The following is a 15,761-nucleotide window of genomic DNA, read 5'->3' on the forward strand; positions in this document are numbered from 1 at the left end:
AACGAGTTTTTGAACAGCAGCCGCACGGATGCTCACCCCTCGCTTTAGACCTTGAGCCAGTAACTTGCGGGCCTGCTCTTCGGAAGAGGAGCCCTCTGTGTACGAAAAGGCAAAATTCAACTCCGCTGAAAAGCTGTTTTATCGACCTCTTGAGGCCGCCATACGCTGGTGCGAATTGGTGGACTATGAGATTCAAATCCTAGCGACAGCATCGGAAAACCCTGGGCGACTCATCACAGTCTTTCCTCAATGGCCATGCTTGCACGCGAATGTCGAAAAAATCCTCGATGCGGTTCGAAATGAAGAGTTACCGTATGGAGCTTTGGGGGTGACGGTCAGCCCCGGGACACCTGTCGACCCCAGACTGCTGACGGTTAGGCACTCAGACTTAAGGCGTTGGATGTATATCTACCATCCAGACCAGTGGCCATCTTTTCTTTTCGGTAATAGCGCACTGATCGGTGAATCAGCTCATCGCAGCACCTATTTGGTTTTACAAGCAGACCGTGATGCCTTGCAGGTGCAATTGAAAGATACTGAAGTGAGGCTTCAGGCATTGCTTGAAGAGCTTAAAGCTGCGGGACTGGAGCGTGACCAGTTGCGCGCGCTTGCCGATAACACACAACAACTCAACGATCAAAGTAAAGCAAGTTACTTAATCGTTATTGGTGCGCTCGTCGATCTCATACTGGGCTCCACCGGAGCAGGACGAAAGCATTCTATCTTTGAAAGCCAGGCATCTATCGTGGACTCGATAACGTCTCATCACGACGGCGTTAAGGGGCTTAGCAAGCGCTCGTTGGATGAAAAATTTGCGGCCGGACGACGCAGTCTTACGCAGGCTAAAAGATGAAGATTGCATTGCAATTGCGTGTGTTGCAATTGCAATGACTCATTTCTTTTTCTGGTATCGAATCGAGGTTACTTCCCATCACGCGCCAGTCGGCGCCAGGAGTGACCAGCATGTACATTCAATCCTCACCCATCGTTGAAGCACCTCAATTGCAAGTAGAACGTCATATCATGCGGCGCGAAGAAGTCGAACGAAAAACCGGCTTCAAACGTGCGCACATCTACAACCTGATGAAGGAAGGCAAATTCCCTCAAGCCAAGCGCATTGGATTGCGTGCGGTGGGCTGGGATTCAATGGAGATCGAGCGGTGGGTCACCGAGCGCTTGGCGCAGCAGAGCTGATGCTATGCGCGTGGTATCGGTGGTTTCCACTAAAGGTGGAGTTGGCAAAACCACGGTCGCCGCCAACCTCGGCGGTCTACTAGCCGATGCTGGCCTGCGCGTCTTGCTACTGGATCTGGATAGCCAACCAACCCTCTCAAGCTACTACTCGTTGAGCCACGAGTCTGCCGCTGGCGCGTACGAGCTCATTGCGCTCAACCTGACAGACCCCGCGCAAATAATTTCCACGACTACAGTTGTCGGGCTCGACCTGATCCTCTCCAACGACGATCAAGGCCGACTGAGCACCATGCTGCTGCATGCCCCTGACGGGCGATTACGGCTGCGTAATTTGCTCGACAATTTCCGCCCCAGTTACGACCTGCTTTTGATCGACACCCAAGGTGCGCGCAGCGTGCTGCTGGAGATGGCCATCCTCGCTTCCGATCTCGCCCTTTCTCCCATCACCCCGGAAATGCTCGCCGCCCGCGAACTGCGACGCGGCACCTTGAAGCTGATGAGTGAGCTCGAACCATTCCGTCATCTGGGCATTCCACCGCCGCCCTTGCGCCTGCTACTGAACCAGGTGAATACCATTCGAGTGGACACACGGATGATCATCCGTGGCCTGCGCGAGACCTTCACTGGGGCTAACAACATCTCGGTTCTAGACACCGTAGTTCCAGACCGAGTGGCTTATCTCAATGCCGCTTCCCTTGGCCTGCCGGTCCACCGAATCGAGGTGCGCCAGTCACGCGAACGACGCTCGCCATCCGCGATGGAAACCATGCAAGCGCTGGCTATTGAGTTATTTCCGGAATGGCACAAAACGATATCTTCGGTGAGCCGATGCGCGGAGGTTCAATGAGACAAATCACCAAGCCCACATTTCTCACCCAGTCATTAGGTTTGATCGACCTTGAGGCCAACAGCATTTGGCTAGGAGTCTGTTGATGTTGGATTTACTGCCTATCATCGTTCCACCCTCCATTCGACCACACCACCCACCTTGCGAGGAGTACTGCACCGTGGTCTTTCGCCTGCAGGGTGGGCGCTCGGCCATGGGTTGGTTCCTCGCAGAGCTCTCCCGACATTTCGAAGGTTCGGGCACTGCCGAGATCGTCAAGTTCGAGGTCGGTGACCATTTGCGCAACCGGCGTTAACCGAGGTTGTTCCGATGAAGAAGCTCAGTCAGGAGCAGATCACCGATAAGCTGCACCAGGACCACGTCCCTCGCGGCCCAGAACTGGAGCGACTGTCTGACCCACTTACTGACACGCCTATGCTGATCACTCTGGAACAGTTGCGGCCCTACGAACACAACCCACGCTTCATTCGTAATCCGCTGTATGACGATATCAAGGCCTCGATCCGCGAGCGTGGGCTAGATCAACCACCGCCGATTACCCGCCGCCCGGGAGAAAGCTTTTTCATCATACGCAACGGCGGTAATACGCGCTTAGCGATTCTCGGCGAACTGTGGCAGGAAACCCGCGACGAGCGTTTCTTCCGCATTCATTGCCTGTTCCGGCCCTGGAGTAATGAAATCACCGCCTTACTCGGCCATCTGGCCGAAAGCGATCTGCACGGTCAACTCACTTTCATCGAACGGGCTTTGGCGGTAGCCAAACTCAAAACCATGCTCGAAGCAGATGGAGCAGTACTCTCGCAACGTGAGCTGGCACGACGTCTTGCCGCTGGAGGCTATCCGATTTCGCAGTCGCACATCAGCCGGATGCTCGACACCCTTGAACACCTACTGCCCGCCATCCCGCAAACCCTATATACCGGATTGGGTAAGCCCCAAATCGAACGGCTGATCGCACTGCGTAGCCAGGCCGAACGAACCTGGAACCGTTATCCAACCGCCACCATTGCGTTCGCCGAATTTTGGCTCGATACACTGGGCTATTTCGATGCCGAACCCGAGTCCTTCGACCTTGAACAAATCCAAGATGAACTGCTCGAACGCATGAGCCGCTTACTCGGACAGTCCTACCGTATGTTGGCCCTGGAATTGAGCGATACCCAACGGGTCATCTCGACGCCTGGCGTTGTCGTCACCACGACCTCGGAGAATATTCATCTGCCGAGCATTGATGAAGCCACGGCAGGACCTCCCTCCTCCGAGGCCCATCCCAAACCAACTGAGACCAGGCCCCAGACCGAACCAACGCGAGAGGAACCGCCCACACCGCCAGAAACGAACGTCGCATCGGCGGTCAGTCCTCCGTCACGCGTTCAACAGATTCGCGAGCAGGTCGATCGCGAGATCGCCACCGAAACAGCACCAAGCGTCGAGGGCTGCACGACCAACGACATCTGGACCATTGCACCAGCACTGGATTGCCCCGAACAACTGCGTTTAGCCATCGCCGGACTGGCACGGGAAATGGCGGCCTATGCCGGACATCCCGAGAGCATCATCGAACAGCAGCTTGGCTTAGGCTTCGTCCTCAACATCGAGCCGCTTGATCTTGCAGCGCCTCGCGCGACCGGCGTTCACCTACTGCTCCTGGCCCTGCTGCGCGCTCAAGACGACGTGAACTGGGAGGATCGCAAGCAACTGCCCTCTGCTCTGTTCGGCCAGCTGTTGCTGGGGGTTTACCAACTTCCGCTCACAGATCGTCCCGCCATGGATGTGGGTCTGGAGCGACTGCCCGACAGTCTGTTAATCAAGCTGTATCGCCTCATCCGACTGGCCCGTCGCCTGATCGACTTAACGCTTACCCCTAAAGATGACTCACCGAAGGAGCTGCCATGAACCTGTCCTTCAATGTGCTCAACCAGGCCATGCTGACTCAGGTACTGCATGAGCTGCGCCTGGGTAATCTGCAACGCTGTAAGGCACTCGGACTGGGTGAAGACGACATCTATCTGTTGCAATCCTTACCGCCCACCACGCTGTCGCGCCTGGCCCATGCCACAGTGTCTTGGGTCGAGGTCAAGATCGACTCGCCGGTGCTGCATCGGTTGATCGAGCAAGCCGAACGCGACGAGCAGAACGAGCGCTTGATCAACCGCGCGCTCAAGCTAGGCGCCAGCAGCACTATCATGTACCAATGCTTCGGCTTGGCGCATTCGGAAACCGCCCTGCGCCGACGGCTACTCAAGATAGAAACCCGTAAGGGCCGCCCTCAGCATTTGAGCGAAGCGCAAGAACATGCGCTCTGGCAACGATGGTGCCAGCTAAGCTCTCAGGACGGTACCGAGGATCAGCTCGACGCCATGATGATGCTGGCGGAGGAGCAACAGATCAGCTTGACCATTGTTTGGCAGCAGATCGACCATTACAGCAACGAAACATGAACACTCCCCCCTCCAGTCGCTGGCAGCGTGTCCTGCAGCAATGCACCCAGCAGCTGAGTGAACGCTGGCCCGCACGCCCTACCACTGAACAACCGTCCAACCAGGCTCTGCAGGCTGGCTTTCTGTTCAGTGGCCAATCACACGAAGTCGTGCCGCGTCGCCTGCTGTTGGATCATCGGCTGACGCCATTGGAACGTAATGCCTGGCAGGTGTTTCGACTCATGCTGCAAGGCCAGGGCGTGGTCACACCGAGCTATGAGGATTTGCAGCCTTACCTGTCGAGCGTGCCCTTCGGCGCGTCAGCCTCACGTGAAACCATCGCTCGCGTCTTGACGATGCTCAGGCTGACGCGCTGGCTTAGCTTGGTGAGTCGCGGGCGCGATCAGCTCAGCGGACGCCTGCATGGTTCTCTGTACGTCCTGCACGATGAGCCGCTAACCCCCGCCGAAGCCATGGAACTGGATCAGGATTACCTCGAGCTGGTCGGACATGCCCTCGGTCATGCGACCAAAGCTGTACGCATTGTCGCTCAGCATGTTCTGGAAGAAGTTCGCCAGGACACTCGTATCGATTTAGGTCAGCTACCCACACGGCTCGACAGTTGGGGCGAACACTGGATGCAGCAAGGATTGGATCAGGCAATCGACGCCAGCATGCACGATTCGGAACTGGGGGAAGATCACCTCGTTCGGAATCGTGTGGGACCTCGTTCGGATTCCGAACCAGGCCTGAACGCCAATGTTTCCGGCACCGTTCGGAATCCGAACGCCGCCTGTACTGTATTAAAAGAAAGTACTTGTACTGTACCGCGCGCGACCCCGGCGGTGGATAACCTGCACTGGCCCGATCCGCTGCACCTGAGTCCAAGCGAGCGTCAGGCCGTCGCCGTGGCGCTGAACAAGCTCAAACCCGCAGATCGTCAGGCGGTGCTCAACGAAGCGGGTGCACGCTGTACGGCAGGAGGTATCCGCAAGCCAGCCGCGTATCTGATGGGCCTGGTCCAGCGCGCACTGAACGGCGACTTTCGTCCTTGGGCAGGTCAGACAGCGCCCTCACCCGTTGCAGAACCGCCCCCCACAGCACCGTCACGTCCGTCCCGAAAACAGGGCGAACCCGCCTCCGCTCTCGCCCAAGCGTGTCTGAATGAGCTACGCCAACTGCGCGGCAAACGCCCTGGACCTCAGTAGATTTGATGCCAGTGGCATCAAATCTACTGAGCTCTACTGTGGGATCGCAAAGGGCCGAATCTGCGCAATCCGCCCCATACAACCATCGCCATCCCTGGAAATGATGCCACCGGCATCACCCACGAACGTCTCCGAATTAACCCTCTCAAACCGAACAGACCGCATTCAGTTTTTTGACTGCCCTTGACCCTCATCTGTCGCAACGTTCCCGTCCAAGCCAATGCGAGGACAACACCGTGGCCGACCACTATCAACTCAATCTGGGTTCATTGCGCAGCAGCATCACCCTGACCCTGCACACTCACCACGCCGCCCGTATCTGGCAAGGTCGGGCCGCACGCGAAGACGTCCACTCGATCATGGGCATGGCTGGCTACATCAGTGTCACCAACCTGATCAAACAAACCGCGGCCCAGGACGATCCCTATGCTGACTGGGCCATCGTGCAACTCGAAGAAAAACTGATGCAGGCCAAGGCTGGGATGCTGGAACTGACCCAGCAGCTGGATCGGATCAGGCAGGACCTGCCGACACAGATCGACATGAGCGACAACCTCAACATCCACCCCGTCACCTTGCCGTTGTACATCGGCAGCCAGCTGGGTTTTCTGGCGGTCTACCTGCTGACCGACTACGACACCTTGGTGCGTCGTACCCTATTGGCCCATCACACCGCCTTGATCGGCCGCATCGACATGGAAGCCTGGATCGACGACGGAGCCCATTTGCTGCGCAGCTTGTTCGGTCAGGCACAGCGCTATCGGCATGCGGGCGTCACGCGTGATGACATGGCGGCGAACAACGCCCGTGCCATTGCGGCCGTTGAGAAACTGGGTTTGCCCCCGACGGACATCCTTGAAGGTATTCGTCGCTCCCAGTTTGCGCCGCCAATTATTCGTCGTGGTGCTGTGGCAGTGGATGACGCTGACGCGTTGGCAGAGGAAGCGGGAGAGCCATCTGCGACAGTGGATGAGCCGGAGGACGAAGTATGAATCCCCTGACCTCGGCTCAACCAATGCCCTTTGCAGCGTTGACAACGGATGCCTATCGACAACTCGAACACGCAGCCTCCCTAAAAGGCCTTTTAAAACCCTTTAAGGGTAAGGGGGAGTTGGAGCACCTGGCGCAGGTGGCGAGGGAAACCGAGGCGCAGCTATGTCACCTGATGGACGCTGTGGTGCAGCAGGCCGGACAGCCCCCTTACTCACTGCTGGATGTCCGATTAGTGCTGCAGAACACCAGCGCTGGCAGCTCCTTTTTGCGTTGGCGCACCCGTGACTTCGCCCGCATGGGGGTTGCGGTCTGGGAACACCAGGTCTGCAACAAAGCCCTGCCGCAGGTCGTACGCGAGGGATTGCACCGTTTCGAATGCGATCGCATTGCACTGAACCTGCAGATGAGCGTGGTGCATTCGCTCTACCGCCAGGCCACAACCTGTGCGATCAAAATGGCCAGTGCCGAACAGCTGCTGCGCCAGTTCACACCAGCAGTGGAGATATCATGATGAGTACTTTTTTCGTCGGCGAAGGCAACATCGGCAGTGCGCCAGAGTTCCAGGAATTTCCATCAGGCAATGACGAGCCACGGCGTTTGCTACGACTGAATGTGTACTTCGACAACCCCGTGCCACGCGATGGCAGCTATGAAGATCGAGGCGGCTATTGGGCGCCAGTTGAGCTCTGGCACCGCGAGGCTGAACACTGGAGTACGCTGTACCAGAAAGGCATGCGTGTGTTGGTCGAAGGCCGCACCGTGCGCGATGAGTGGGAGGACAGCGAAGACAATGCGCGGGTGACTTTCAAGATCGAGGCTCGTAGAGTCGGCATCCTTCCTCACAGGGTACACCGCGTGGATATGCGGATACGCTCCAATGAGCTGGCAGCATCCGCGACACACGCAGGAAATGATCCGGAGCAGACCAGTTCTCCCTCGTCGAAATCCAGGAAACGCAGAGGGCAGCCAGCGTCGGACTGACAGAACTCAGGAAAAAACGTGTCCGCGATCAAGCCGTGAGTGCGGCCGGACAGCAGGATGAAAAGCCGTGTAGGGTAATGAGTTAGGCCTAATTGCAGTCGCCATGGACACTTGGCCTCCATCCACCAAGTGCCACGTAGGCGCATCGCGGCTGCAAGCCTGCGCGCATCGCAGCAGGCAGGCCAGTTGAGAGCTAACTCTCTTCTACCCCAGGCATCATATGCCCCCACACCTTCGTCGGCCCTCCAGATACGATAGCGCAGCCGTTGGCTGCGCTTCATGTGTGGCGGGCGGATTTCATGCAAATGGGTGAGTTTCAGCGCGCCTGGCTTCGGGACGCAGCCTCTTCTGACTCCCTGGCCTCTAACCGTGAACGCCTCCAGCATGTCCGGGATCAGTGCCAATGTACTGACCCTTTCGGCATAGGTCTGTGCGTGTAGCACCGCATCGCGATCACGATCCACCTTGAGGCTTGTCGAGCACGCAATGGTTAGCTTGACGCTCTCAGTTTGGGCAACGGCCCCATCCGCAGCGTGCGTATCGTGCTCGCGAGGCCCCCGATTGAATAACAGCGGTTGCTCAGGCCGCAGCATCACGCACAAGGCTAAAGCCATTCGGGCAGGGATAGCTTTTGCACCACGTGACGTGTGTCATGACACCAAAGATTGGTACTAAGTAGCGATTGCCTGCTCGTCGTCGGCCCGGAGCTCGCCCAATACTGAGCGCACCGGACGAGGTGCACCGAGATGCAGATAACGTAGCTCATCCATAAAGGCACTCCAAAGTGAAGGGCCGCCCTTTTCCAGCACCTCCGCGCGCAAAGACGCTTCCTTGCTCGGATGCGTATGCCGAGCGCCCCAGGCAGCCATATGTGCGAGCAGAGGTACAAGCTGTATTGCCGCTTCCGTGAGGCTGTAAATTCCTTTCTGCTGATGTTTCGGATCCGGACATCGTGTCAGCAGGCCAGACGCGCTCAAGTGCTTCAGCCGACTTGCGAGGATGTTCGTGGCGATGCCTTCCTGGTTTTGCTCCAGCAAGGCGCCATAACTGCGTCTGTTCTCGAACATAACATCGCGGATAACGATCAGGCTCCAGCGGTCGCCGATCTGCTCAAGCGTCAGGTTGATCGGGCAGCCCGATCGTCTTGTTTGCTGCACTGCTATTCCCCTTAAATTTCCACTTGCACTATGCAAGCAGCGCGAATATTATTCAACCACTTGCACTTTGCAAGCGCTAAAAGAATCGAACATCTGGGCTTTTCAACACGGGTAACAGCGACAATTCGGTGCTGCGTATGGCCGAAATGACGTTAACAGCGACATGGCACGATGAGCTGGCGTTTCGCCGAAGATCATTACAGTTGTACGGACCAACATACCCCACCACACAGCCGTGGGAGATAGCGAAATTTAATCCGCCTACCCTCCCCTCAACCCAACAGATAACGAAGAGAGGACAAACCAATGAGCACCGAAGAGAGAAACAGGAATTTCGTGCTGGAAGCGTTTGATACGCTGTTCAACAAGCGCGACTATGCCGCGGCCGAACGCTTCTGGTCGCCCGACTATATCCAGCACAGTGCCTATATCGCGCCCGGTCGCGAAGGCCTGTTTGATCTCGTCAAGGCAGCGCCCGCCGAGTTTCGCTACGAAAATGGGCTGGCCGTGGCCTCGGGCGATTATGTCGTACTTCATGGCCGCTTCTCAGGATTCGGCGCCCCGACAAACTGGATCGTGGTCGACATAGTCCGCATCGAAAACGGCCAGCTCGCCGAACACTGGGATGTTATCCAAGACGAGGCCACGCGCGACGGTTCGAAAAGTGGGCTCCCGATGTTTGGCGACAGCTTTCCGAACTGATCCTACTGCGCCGCCCCTGGCGGCGGCCGCCAATTTTTCCTGAGGAAAATGACCATGACTGATGCAAAAACATTGCTGTTAGACCTTCTTGCCGTTGTCCCCGACGGCAAGAAATGTGCTGAGCTGTTCGCCGAGGACGGCGTGCTGGAACTCCCATTCCTCCATTCGCTCGGTATTCCGACCCGCCATCAGGGGCGCGAAGCCATCGCGAAGCTCTATGATTTTGTCGGCGGCAACCTTTATCCCGGCTTCAGCTTCAAACCCGAAAATACCACGGTGCTGATCGACACGAAGGATCAGGTGTACGCCGAATATCTGGCGGAAGCGCGCGCGGCGTCGACCGGACGTCTCATCCATCACTTGTTCACGGGATACCTCGTTGCCGAGGGCGGCAAAATCAAGTTGCTTCGCGAGTCTCTTAACACGCTGGCCGGGGCACAGGCACTCTACCCAAACGGCGCTGCTGACCTGCCGCCACCGGAGGCGGAGATTTTCTCGGTTCCTCCGGGATATAAAAGCTAGGGTTGCCGAGGCCGCTGAGGCAACGCATACATCGAAACGCACTTCATCGCCTCATTCGACCTGAACGACACGACCGAGGAAACACTCATGCCAATATTCCACGCCCACATTCCGGCCCAAAAATTCTCTAGCGAAGAGAAACGCGCGCTGGCGGATGCCTTGAATCTCGCTCTTCATGAAGCCATGGATACGCCCAAGGATGACCGTTTCGTCATCATCAGTGAGCACAAGGACGATGAGCTTTTCATCCATCCGACTTTTCCTGACATGAAGAGATCTGACAAGCGCATGGTCGTAACGGTGACGATAGGCACGAGCAGGACAGTGGAGCAGAAACGCAAGCTCGCGGAGTTGGTCACCCGTTACGCGGTAGAAAAGGTGGGCGTCAGCCAGGACGATATCAGCCTGATCATGTATGCCGTTCCCTTGGAGAACATGAGCTTCGGCGGTGGCAAGCTGGTCTCTGACATTGACCTCTCCATGCCTTGGGTAAACAAGTAAGAAATACGAAAGCCGCCCCGTTCTTTAGAAACGGCGCAGCAGAATTGACTCGAAACGAATGTCTCGTTCGTTTCTCAGGCGTGGGGCTCATGTGGCTCCGATCCGACACCATGTTCTGGACGGGTATCGGGATGAATGCAGCCATCACTTCGACCATGGTGTTGCGCACGCGCACCGAGCCGGAGGCACTGTAGGCGGCAGTCCTTGCGCTCGTCCCAAAAGAGGTAAGCTATGACCGATTGGCATTTCTACGAACCGGCACAGGGACATTCCCTGCGGCACGATCCGCTCAACGCCATCGTCGCTCCGCGCCCGATCGGCTGGATCAGTACTGTCTCCAGCGACGGCGTACGTAACCTTGCTCCCTACAGCTTTTTTAACCTATTCAGCTACAAGCCGCCAATTATCGGCTTTTGCTCGCTTGGCGCAAAGGACTCGCTCGCCAATGCGCGTGCGACCGGCGAGTTCGTATGGAATCTGGCGACGCGAGAACTCGCCGAGGCGATGAACGCCTCTGCGGCGATGGCGCCAGCGGACGTCGATGAATTCGAGTTGGCCAAGTTGGAGACGCTGCCCTCCGCAAAAGTACGGCCATCGCGCGTTGCGGCTAGCCCGGTGCAGTTCGAGTGCGTGGTCACCCAGATCGTGCAGCTTGAGGCGCAAGGCGGTGCTGCGCTCCCGGCGTGGCTGGTGTTGGGCGAAGTAGTAGCGATCCACATTGACCAGCAACTGATCAAAGACGGCGTGTATCAGACTGCGCAGGCGCGCCCGATCCTGCGCGGAGGTGGGCCGGCCGACTATTTCGAAATCGGCGCGGAGCAGCTCTTCACGCTTGAGCGACCAGGCAATTGACCTGGCATCGAGTGACCGAGGCAAAAGGGTGGAAGGCATGAACTGTCGCTGCGCATAGGGTTTACGGCGCCGCCTGACCTCTTTCTACAAGGAGAACTTTCATGTTTCGACGTACCGATATCGCGTTCGAAGCCGAGGGCGGCGTCACGCTGCGCGGCTGGCTCTATATTCCCACCGGCGGCACCGCCCCCTATCCTGCCATCACGATGGCGCATGGTTATGCCGGCGTGAAGGAGCACGGCCTGGAGCCATTCGCTGAGAAATTTGCCTCCAACGGCTTTGTCGTCCTCCTGCACGATCACCGCAATTTCGGCGCCAGCGAAGGCACGCCGCGCCAGGATATCGACCCATGGTGTCAGATCGCCGATTGGCGGCGCGCGATCAGCTTCCTCGAAGACCAGGACGCCGTCGACGCGAAGCGCATCGGCTTATGGGGCACGAGCTATTCCGGCGGTCACGCACTCGTGCTTGGCGCAACCGAACGCCGCTTGCGTGCGGTCGTCGCGCAGGTGCCGACGATCAGCGGCTTCGAGCAAGGACTGCGCCGCATTCCGCCCGATGCTGTCGCTGCCATCGAGGATGCCTTCACGGCGGACGAGCGCGCGCAAGCACGCGGCGAGCCGCCGCGTAGGCAGGCAATCGTCAGCGCCGATCCGGCCGTCCCTGCTTCGTACCGCACCAAGGAAGCCATCGAGTTCTATCTGCAGCCCGTACCCGACGGCGCCTGGGAGAACAGCGTCACGGTGCGCTCGACGCGCGCTGCGCGCATGTACGAACCGGGCACGTGGATTGCGCGCGTGTCCCCCACGCCGCTGCTGATGGTCGTCGCGCTGCAGGACACGATCACGCTGACCGATCTTGAGCTGGCCGCCTACGAGCGTGCCGTTGAGCCAAAGCGCCTCGTGACGATTCCCGGCGGCCACTTCGATCCGTACATCACCAGATTCGATCAATCAAGTACCGCCGCGCTGGACTGGTTCAAGGAACACCTCTCCTAACCTCAACTTGCGACCACGCAGGAGCCCGACATGTCTCATCTCACCCATACCATCGAGAACGGCATAGCAACGATCATTCTTGATCGCTCGCCGCAAAATCGCATTGACGACCAGATGGTTGACGAACTGGCTACGGCAGTCAGCGATCGAACGCAGTGACGCACGCGTCGTGCTGGTGCGCGCCGAAGGCGAGAGCTTCAGCTTTGGCGGGGACATCACGTCCTGGCCCGATGCCCCCCCCCCGCCAGTTGCGTGCACGCTTCGAGGGTTACATGGACGTCTTCAATCGCTTCGAACGTCTGTCCTTGCCTGTCATCGCCATGGTGCAGGGCTTGTGCGCAGGCGATGGTTTCGAACTGGCGTTGCGTGCCGATGTAATCTTTGCCGCCGAAAGCGCAACATTCTGCCATCCGGAACAATCGCTTGCCTTAAGTCACCCTGTTGGGCGGCATCTACCGCGTCGCCGAACGTGCAGGACGCGTACGAGCCATGGAATGGGCGCTGACTTCCGAGCGTGTCCCCGCCACGACGATGGAGCGCTTCGGCGTAATCAACCGCGTCGTCGCCGATGCTGAACTGTTTGCAACGGCGCATGCGTTCGCCGCGAAGTTTGTGCATGGCCCCACACGCGCCCACGCAGCTCACAAAGCCTTGCTGCGAGCCTGGGCAAACGGCGGTATCCAGGCGGCCGACGATGTGATGTTCAACATTGCCATGCCCTTGTTCGAGACAGAAGACGTGAAGAACGGGCTTGCTTCGGCCATCAAGGCCCTGAAGGCCGGTACGCCGCGTCTAGAGCTCGAATTCAAGGGGCATTGATTTCCGCTACGCAAACCGACTCAAGACGAGGACCATTTACAATTTGCTGGCGCGGGTAGGCGAGGTGCATGAAAGAATCGGTGCGCTAGAAGCGGCATGAAACGCTCAGCGTCACTATCGTTACAGGGGCGCACTACGGGCGCTGAAGGCACTGGTTCATGATGTCAATACGCGTAAAGTTTCTGTGCGCATGCGGGTAGCGGTTGAACCGCTCCAGGTTGAAGTCGTTCAAGAACGCAGGGATGCGCGGTTCCGCTGCATCGTGCCGATTTAGCAACTACACCTCGCTGTTCTACCTGAGGACTCCCTCCTTCATGGCGATGTCCGGCCTCGAACTGACGGAAATCTAGCCATGTAAAGAAAGGTGGCCAAACCTGACGCGGATTGCGAACACGCTTTCCAGGAGCACACCGTAACCCGCAGCAGGATTTCTATTTCTGAGCAGACAGCCTGGTTCGCCGGCATATTCACCGACGAATGTGATGAACCTGCCGTTCAGGTTTTTCATATCTCATCACCGCTACTTTCAACAAATCTGCTCCGAACTCAATCCGGAGCAGTTCTATGCGCCTCTTCCTCTGCGAGAAACCGTCCCAAGGTCGTGACATCGCCAAGGTTCTCGGAGCCACTCGGCGTGGTGATGGTTGCCTGATCGGCACAGAGACAACCGTCACCTGGTGTATCGGCCACCTGCTGGAGACAGCACCGCCTGAAGCTTATGGTGAACAATTCAAGCGTTGGTCGCTGGATCATCTACCGATCATTCCCCCGCAGTGGCAGGTCGAGGTCAAACCCAAGACTGCGGCACAGTTCAAAATCATCAAGCGCCTGCTCAGTGAAGCGGCCACCGTCGTCATCGCCACCGACGCCGATCGCGAAGGTGAAATGATTGCCCGCGAATTGCTGGAGCACTGCAAGTATCGAGGTCCTGTTCAGCGCCTCTGGCTGTCCGCACTCAACGAGGCGTCAATTCGCAGAGCACTGTCCGCGCTGAAGTCTGGTCAGGAGACCTACCCACTCTACCACTCCGCCCTCGCCCGCAGCCGCGCCGACTGGCTGATCGGCATGAACCTCAGTCGTTTGTTTACCCTTCTTGGTCGACGAGCGGGCTACGATGGCGTGTTGTCAGTGGGACGCGTCCAGACACCCACCTTACGTTTGGTGGTCGATCGGGATCGTGCGATTGCCAGCTTTGTCTCGGTGCCCTACTGGGAAGTGGATGTGTACCTGTCTTCTATGGGGCAACCATTTATCGCATCGTGGTTACCACCCAGCTTGGGACGGGTTGATGCCGGTCGTTGCCTGCAGCAGACGCTTGCCCGTCAGGCAGTCCAAACAATCATTGACGGTTGCGCCGCCACAGTACTCTCACTGCAGACTGAGCATTTCCGAGAGCCTCCGCCCCTGCCCTTCGACCTGAGCACCCTGCAGGAGATCTGCTCGCGCAAACTGGGACTCGGCGTTCAGGAAACCCTGAACATCGCCCAAACCCTGTATGAAACCCACAAAGCCACCACCTACCCGCGCAGCGATTGCCGCTATTTGCCAGCAAGTATGTTCGACGAGGTACCCTTGGTATTCGATGCCCTGCTCAAAACGGATCCCGCACTGCGGCACGCACTCGGAGGCCTCGATCGATCATTGCGCTCACGGGCATGGAACGATGCCAAGGTCACCGCGCACCACGGCATCATCCCCACCACCGAGTCGGCCAACCTGGCGCGGATGTCTGAACAAGAGCGCCAAGTCTACGAACTGATCCGTAGCTACTACCTCGCGCAATTTCTTCCGCACCATGAGTTTGAACGGCCCCAGGTCGAACTGGAGTGTGGCGCAGAGCGATTGACCGCTGTTGGCAAACAGATCCTGGTTCAGGGCTGGAAAGGCTTGCTCTACGAAAACACCGAGGAGGATGAGCCCAATCACAAGTCCCAGGTCTTACCCATCTTGCAACAAGGTACGCAGTGCGCAGTGGACGACGTCGAACTCAAGTCCATGCGCACCACCGCCCCCAAACCTCTCACTGAGGGCGATCTGATCAAGGCGATGAAAAATGTGGCCAAGCTGGTCAACGATCCACGCCTGAAACAGAAACTTCGGGACACCACCGGTATCGGTACCGAAGCCACGCGAGCCAGCATCATCAAGGGGTTGATTGATCGCGGTTATTTGCTGAAGAAAAAACGCGCTTTAATGGCCTCGGCGGCGGCCCATACCCTGATCGAAGCGGTACCAACAGCGGTTGCAGATCCGGGTATGACCGCAGTCTGGGAACAGGCTCTGGACGAAATCGAATCGGGACGTCTGACCCTGGATGCATTCGTCGCCAAACAGGCAAACTGGATTGCGCAGTTGGTCGCACACTGCAGTTCACTGACTTTAGCCATGCCTGTCGAAGCCAGCCCGGCCTGCCCCATTTGCAACGCCTCAATGCTCAAGCGAAAGGGGAAATCAGGGCCGTTCTGGTCATGCTCCCACTACCCAAACTGCAAGGGCACTGCCCCGATCAAAAAAGATACGCCTCGCCCATAACGCGCCATTGGAGATCAACATAAGCATTGGGGTCA

The 15,761-nt window shown here is 57.8% G+C and carries 20 protein-coding genes and 2 pseudogenes; 19 read left to right on the plus strand and 3 right to left on the minus strand.

The window, feature by feature from the left end; all coding sequences use genetic code 11:
• Window positions 1-97 precede the first annotated feature (97 nt).
• The 10 genes from J3D54_RS26215 to J3D54_RS26255 all read left to right on the plus strand — a co-directional run bounded on the left by J3D54_RS26215 (window position 98) and on the right by J3D54_RS26255 (window position 7,643).
• Window positions 98-853 (plus strand): hypothetical protein, encoded by a 756-nt coding sequence (locus J3D54_RS26215; protein WP_253424680.1) that lies wholly within the window; start codon window positions 98-100, stop codon window positions 851-853.
• A gap of 110 nt (window positions 854-963) precedes the next feature.
• Window positions 964-1,194, plus strand: a complete 231-nt coding sequence (locus tag J3D54_RS26220) for an AlpA family phage regulatory protein (protein WP_253424683.1) — start codon at window positions 964-966, stop codon at window positions 1,192-1,194.
• 4 nt (window positions 1,195-1,198) lie between these two features.
• On the plus strand, window positions 1,199-2,041 hold the full coding sequence (locus J3D54_RS26225; protein WP_253424686.1) for a ParA family protein: 843 nt from the start codon (window positions 1,199-1,201) through the stop codon (window positions 2,039-2,041).
• An 85-nt stretch (window positions 2,042-2,126) separates the two neighbouring features.
• Window positions 2,127-2,336: a hypothetical protein gene (locus J3D54_RS30475; RefSeq protein ID WP_367399637.1), complete on the plus strand. Its 210-nt coding sequence runs from the start codon at window positions 2,127-2,129 to the stop codon at window positions 2,334-2,336.
• Window positions 2,337-2,350: 14 nt separating this feature from the next.
• Window positions 2,351-3,937: a ParB family protein gene (locus J3D54_RS26230; protein ID WP_253424689.1), complete on the plus strand. Its 1,587-nt coding sequence runs from the start codon at window positions 2,351-2,353 to the stop codon at window positions 3,935-3,937.
• Window positions 3,934-4,482, plus strand: coding sequence for a DUF2857 domain-containing protein (locus J3D54_RS26235; RefSeq protein WP_253424693.1), 549 nt, complete (start codon window positions 3,934-3,936; stop codon window positions 4,480-4,482). Before J3D54_RS26230 ends, J3D54_RS26235 begins: the two co-directional genes overlap by 4 nt.
• Window positions 4,479-5,669, plus strand: a complete 1,191-nt coding sequence (locus J3D54_RS26240) for an STY4528 family pathogenicity island replication protein (protein WP_253424696.1) — start codon at window positions 4,479-4,481, stop codon at window positions 5,667-5,669. The genes J3D54_RS26235 and J3D54_RS26240 overlap by 4 nt, the downstream gene beginning before the upstream one ends.
• A 236-nt stretch (window positions 5,670-5,905) precedes the next feature.
• Entirely contained in the window at window positions 5,906-6,661 is a 756-nt protein-coding gene (locus J3D54_RS26245) for a PFL_4669 family integrating conjugative element protein (RefSeq protein ID WP_253424699.1), read from the plus strand.
• Entirely contained in the window at window positions 6,658-7,173 is a 516-nt protein-coding gene (locus tag J3D54_RS26250; RefSeq protein ID WP_253424701.1) for a DUF3158 family protein, read from the plus strand. Before J3D54_RS26245 ends, J3D54_RS26250 begins: the two co-directional genes overlap by 4 nt.
• Window positions 7,173-7,643 (plus strand): single-stranded DNA-binding protein, encoded by a 471-nt coding sequence (locus J3D54_RS26255; RefSeq protein ID WP_253424704.1) that lies wholly within the window; start codon window positions 7,173-7,175, stop codon window positions 7,641-7,643. Before J3D54_RS26250 ends, J3D54_RS26255 begins: the two co-directional genes overlap by 1 nt.
• A gap of 341 nt (window positions 7,644-7,984) precedes the next feature.
• On the opposite strand, the pseudogene J3D54_RS26260 reads toward J3D54_RS26255, so the two are convergent.
• Together J3D54_RS26260 and J3D54_RS26265 are read right to left on the minus strand one after the other, a co-directional pair.
• Window positions 7,985-8,169 (minus strand): annotated as a pseudogene (locus J3D54_RS26260) (DUF2274 domain-containing protein); the annotation flags it as partial.
• A gap of 145 nt (window positions 8,170-8,314) precedes the next feature.
• Window positions 8,315-8,800: a helix-turn-helix domain-containing protein gene (locus J3D54_RS26265; protein ID WP_253424707.1), complete on the minus strand. Its 486-nt coding sequence runs from the start codon at window positions 8,798-8,800 to the stop codon at window positions 8,315-8,317.
• Between the two features lie 306 nt (window positions 8,801-9,106).
• Between J3D54_RS26265 and J3D54_RS26270 the strand changes: the two genes are divergently transcribed.
• The 6 genes from J3D54_RS26270 (at window position 9,107) to J3D54_RS30380 (ending at window position 12,534) form a co-directional block, all read left to right on the plus strand.
• The gene (locus J3D54_RS26270; protein WP_192343066.1) at window positions 9,107-9,502 is read left to right on the plus strand and encodes a nuclear transport factor 2 family protein; all 396 of its coding nucleotides are present in this window, start codon (window positions 9,107-9,109) and stop codon (window positions 9,500-9,502) included.
• Between the two features lie 54 nt (window positions 9,503-9,556).
• Window positions 9,557-10,024, plus strand: a complete 468-nt coding sequence (locus tag J3D54_RS26275; protein WP_253424709.1) for a nuclear transport factor 2 family protein — start codon at window positions 9,557-9,559, stop codon at window positions 10,022-10,024.
• A gap of 87 nt (window positions 10,025-10,111) precedes the next feature.
• Window positions 10,112-10,525, plus strand: a complete 414-nt coding sequence (locus J3D54_RS26280; RefSeq protein WP_123585015.1) for a tautomerase family protein — start codon at window positions 10,112-10,114, stop codon at window positions 10,523-10,525.
• A 231-nt stretch (window positions 10,526-10,756) separates the two neighbouring features.
• On the plus strand, window positions 10,757-11,377 hold the full coding sequence (locus tag J3D54_RS26285) for a flavin reductase family protein (RefSeq protein ID WP_253424712.1): 621 nt from the start codon (window positions 10,757-10,759) through the stop codon (window positions 11,375-11,377).
• Window positions 11,378-11,478: 101 nt separating this feature from the next.
• On the plus strand, window positions 11,479-12,375 hold the full coding sequence (locus tag J3D54_RS26290) for an alpha/beta hydrolase (protein ID WP_123585013.1): 897 nt from the start codon (window positions 11,479-11,481) through the stop codon (window positions 12,373-12,375).
• Window positions 12,376-12,405: 30 nt separating this feature from the next.
• Window positions 12,406-12,534, plus strand: coding sequence for a hypothetical protein (locus tag J3D54_RS30380; protein WP_301293490.1), 129 nt, complete (start codon window positions 12,406-12,408; stop codon window positions 12,532-12,534).
• A 56-nt stretch (window positions 12,535-12,590) separates the two neighbouring features.
• Here the strand turns inward: J3D54_RS30380 and J3D54_RS26295 are convergent, their stop codons facing one another.
• The gene (locus J3D54_RS26295) at window positions 12,591-12,785 is read right to left on the minus strand and encodes a hypothetical protein (RefSeq protein ID WP_253424715.1); all 195 of its coding nucleotides are present in this window, start codon (window positions 12,783-12,785) and stop codon (window positions 12,591-12,593) included.
• Between J3D54_RS26295 and J3D54_RS30480 the strand changes: the two genes are divergently transcribed.
• The 3 genes and pseudogenes from J3D54_RS30480 (at window position 12,696) to J3D54_RS26305 (ending at window position 15,726) form a co-directional block, all read left to right on the plus strand.
• Window positions 12,696-12,950 carry a hypothetical protein gene (locus tag J3D54_RS30480; RefSeq protein WP_367399656.1) on the plus strand — a complete coding sequence of 85 codons (255 nt, stop codon included), beginning with the start codon at window positions 12,696-12,698 and terminating at the stop codon, window positions 12,948-12,950. The genes J3D54_RS26295 and J3D54_RS30480 overlap by 90 nt on opposite strands.
• Window positions 12,832-13,194, plus strand: a pseudogene (locus J3D54_RS26300) (enoyl-CoA hydratase/isomerase family protein); the annotation flags it as partial. The gene J3D54_RS30480 and the pseudogene J3D54_RS26300, both read left to right, overlap by 119 nt.
• A gap of 564 nt (window positions 13,195-13,758) precedes the next feature.
• The gene (locus J3D54_RS26305; RefSeq protein ID WP_253424720.1) at window positions 13,759-15,726 is read left to right on the plus strand and encodes a DNA topoisomerase III; all 1,968 of its coding nucleotides are present in this window, start codon (window positions 13,759-13,761) and stop codon (window positions 15,724-15,726) included.
• Window positions 15,727-15,761 lie beyond the last annotated feature (35 nt).

It is taken from the genome of Pseudomonas sp. GGS8, from assembly GCF_024168645.1.
Classification (GTDB): domain Bacteria; phylum Pseudomonadota; class Gammaproteobacteria; order Pseudomonadales; family Pseudomonadaceae; genus Aquipseudomonas.

What these genes read in the sequence shown, in the direction of transcription:
- J3D54_RS26220 (WP_253424683.1), top strand. Translation starts at nt 964, where the DNA reads ATGTACATTCAATCCTCACCCATCGTTGAAGCACCTCAATTGCAAGTA.
- J3D54_RS26225 (WP_253424686.1), top strand. Translation starts at nt 1,199, where the DNA reads ATGCGCGTGGTATCGGTGGTTTCCACTAAAGGTGGAGTTGGCAAAACC.
- J3D54_RS30475 (WP_367399637.1), top strand. Translation starts at nt 2,127, where the DNA reads ATGTTGGATTTACTGCCTATCATCGTTCCACCCTCCATTCGACCACAC.
- J3D54_RS26230 (WP_253424689.1), top strand. Translation starts at nt 2,351, where the DNA reads ATGAAGAAGCTCAGTCAGGAGCAGATCACCGATAAGCTGCACCAGGAC.
- J3D54_RS26235 (WP_253424693.1), top strand. Translation starts at nt 3,934, where the DNA reads ATGAACCTGTCCTTCAATGTGCTCAACCAGGCCATGCTGACTCAGGTA.
- J3D54_RS26240 (WP_253424696.1), top strand. Translation starts at nt 4,479, where the DNA reads ATGAACACTCCCCCCTCCAGTCGCTGGCAGCGTGTCCTGCAGCAATGC.
- J3D54_RS26250 (WP_253424701.1), top strand. Translation starts at nt 6,658, where the DNA reads ATGAATCCCCTGACCTCGGCTCAACCAATGCCCTTTGCAGCGTTGACA.
- J3D54_RS26255 (WP_253424704.1), top strand. Translation starts at nt 7,173, where the DNA reads ATGAGTACTTTTTTCGTCGGCGAAGGCAACATCGGCAGTGCGCCAGAG.
- J3D54_RS26270 (WP_192343066.1), top strand. Translation starts at nt 9,107, where the DNA reads ATGAGCACCGAAGAGAGAAACAGGAATTTCGTGCTGGAAGCGTTTGAT.
- J3D54_RS26275 (WP_253424709.1), top strand. Translation starts at nt 9,557, where the DNA reads ATGACTGATGCAAAAACATTGCTGTTAGACCTTCTTGCCGTTGTCCCC.
- J3D54_RS26280 (WP_123585015.1), top strand. Translation starts at nt 10,112, where the DNA reads ATGCCAATATTCCACGCCCACATTCCGGCCCAAAAATTCTCTAGCGAA.
- J3D54_RS26285 (WP_253424712.1), top strand. Translation starts at nt 10,757, where the DNA reads ATGACCGATTGGCATTTCTACGAACCGGCACAGGGACATTCCCTGCGG.
- J3D54_RS26290 (WP_123585013.1), top strand. Translation starts at nt 11,479, where the DNA reads ATGTTTCGACGTACCGATATCGCGTTCGAAGCCGAGGGCGGCGTCACG.
- J3D54_RS30380 (WP_301293490.1), top strand. Translation starts at nt 12,406, where the DNA reads ATGTCTCATCTCACCCATACCATCGAGAACGGCATAGCAACGATCATT.
- J3D54_RS30480 (WP_367399656.1), top strand. Translation starts at nt 12,696, where the DNA reads ATGGTGCAGGGCTTGTGCGCAGGCGATGGTTTCGAACTGGCGTTGCGT.
- J3D54_RS26295 (WP_253424715.1), bottom strand. Translation starts at nt 12,785, where the DNA reads ATGGCAGAATGTTGCGCTTTCGGCGGCAAAGATTACATCGGCACGCAA.
- J3D54_RS26305 (WP_253424720.1), top strand. Translation starts at nt 13,759, where the DNA reads ATGCGCCTCTTCCTCTGCGAGAAACCGTCCCAAGGTCGTGACATCGCC.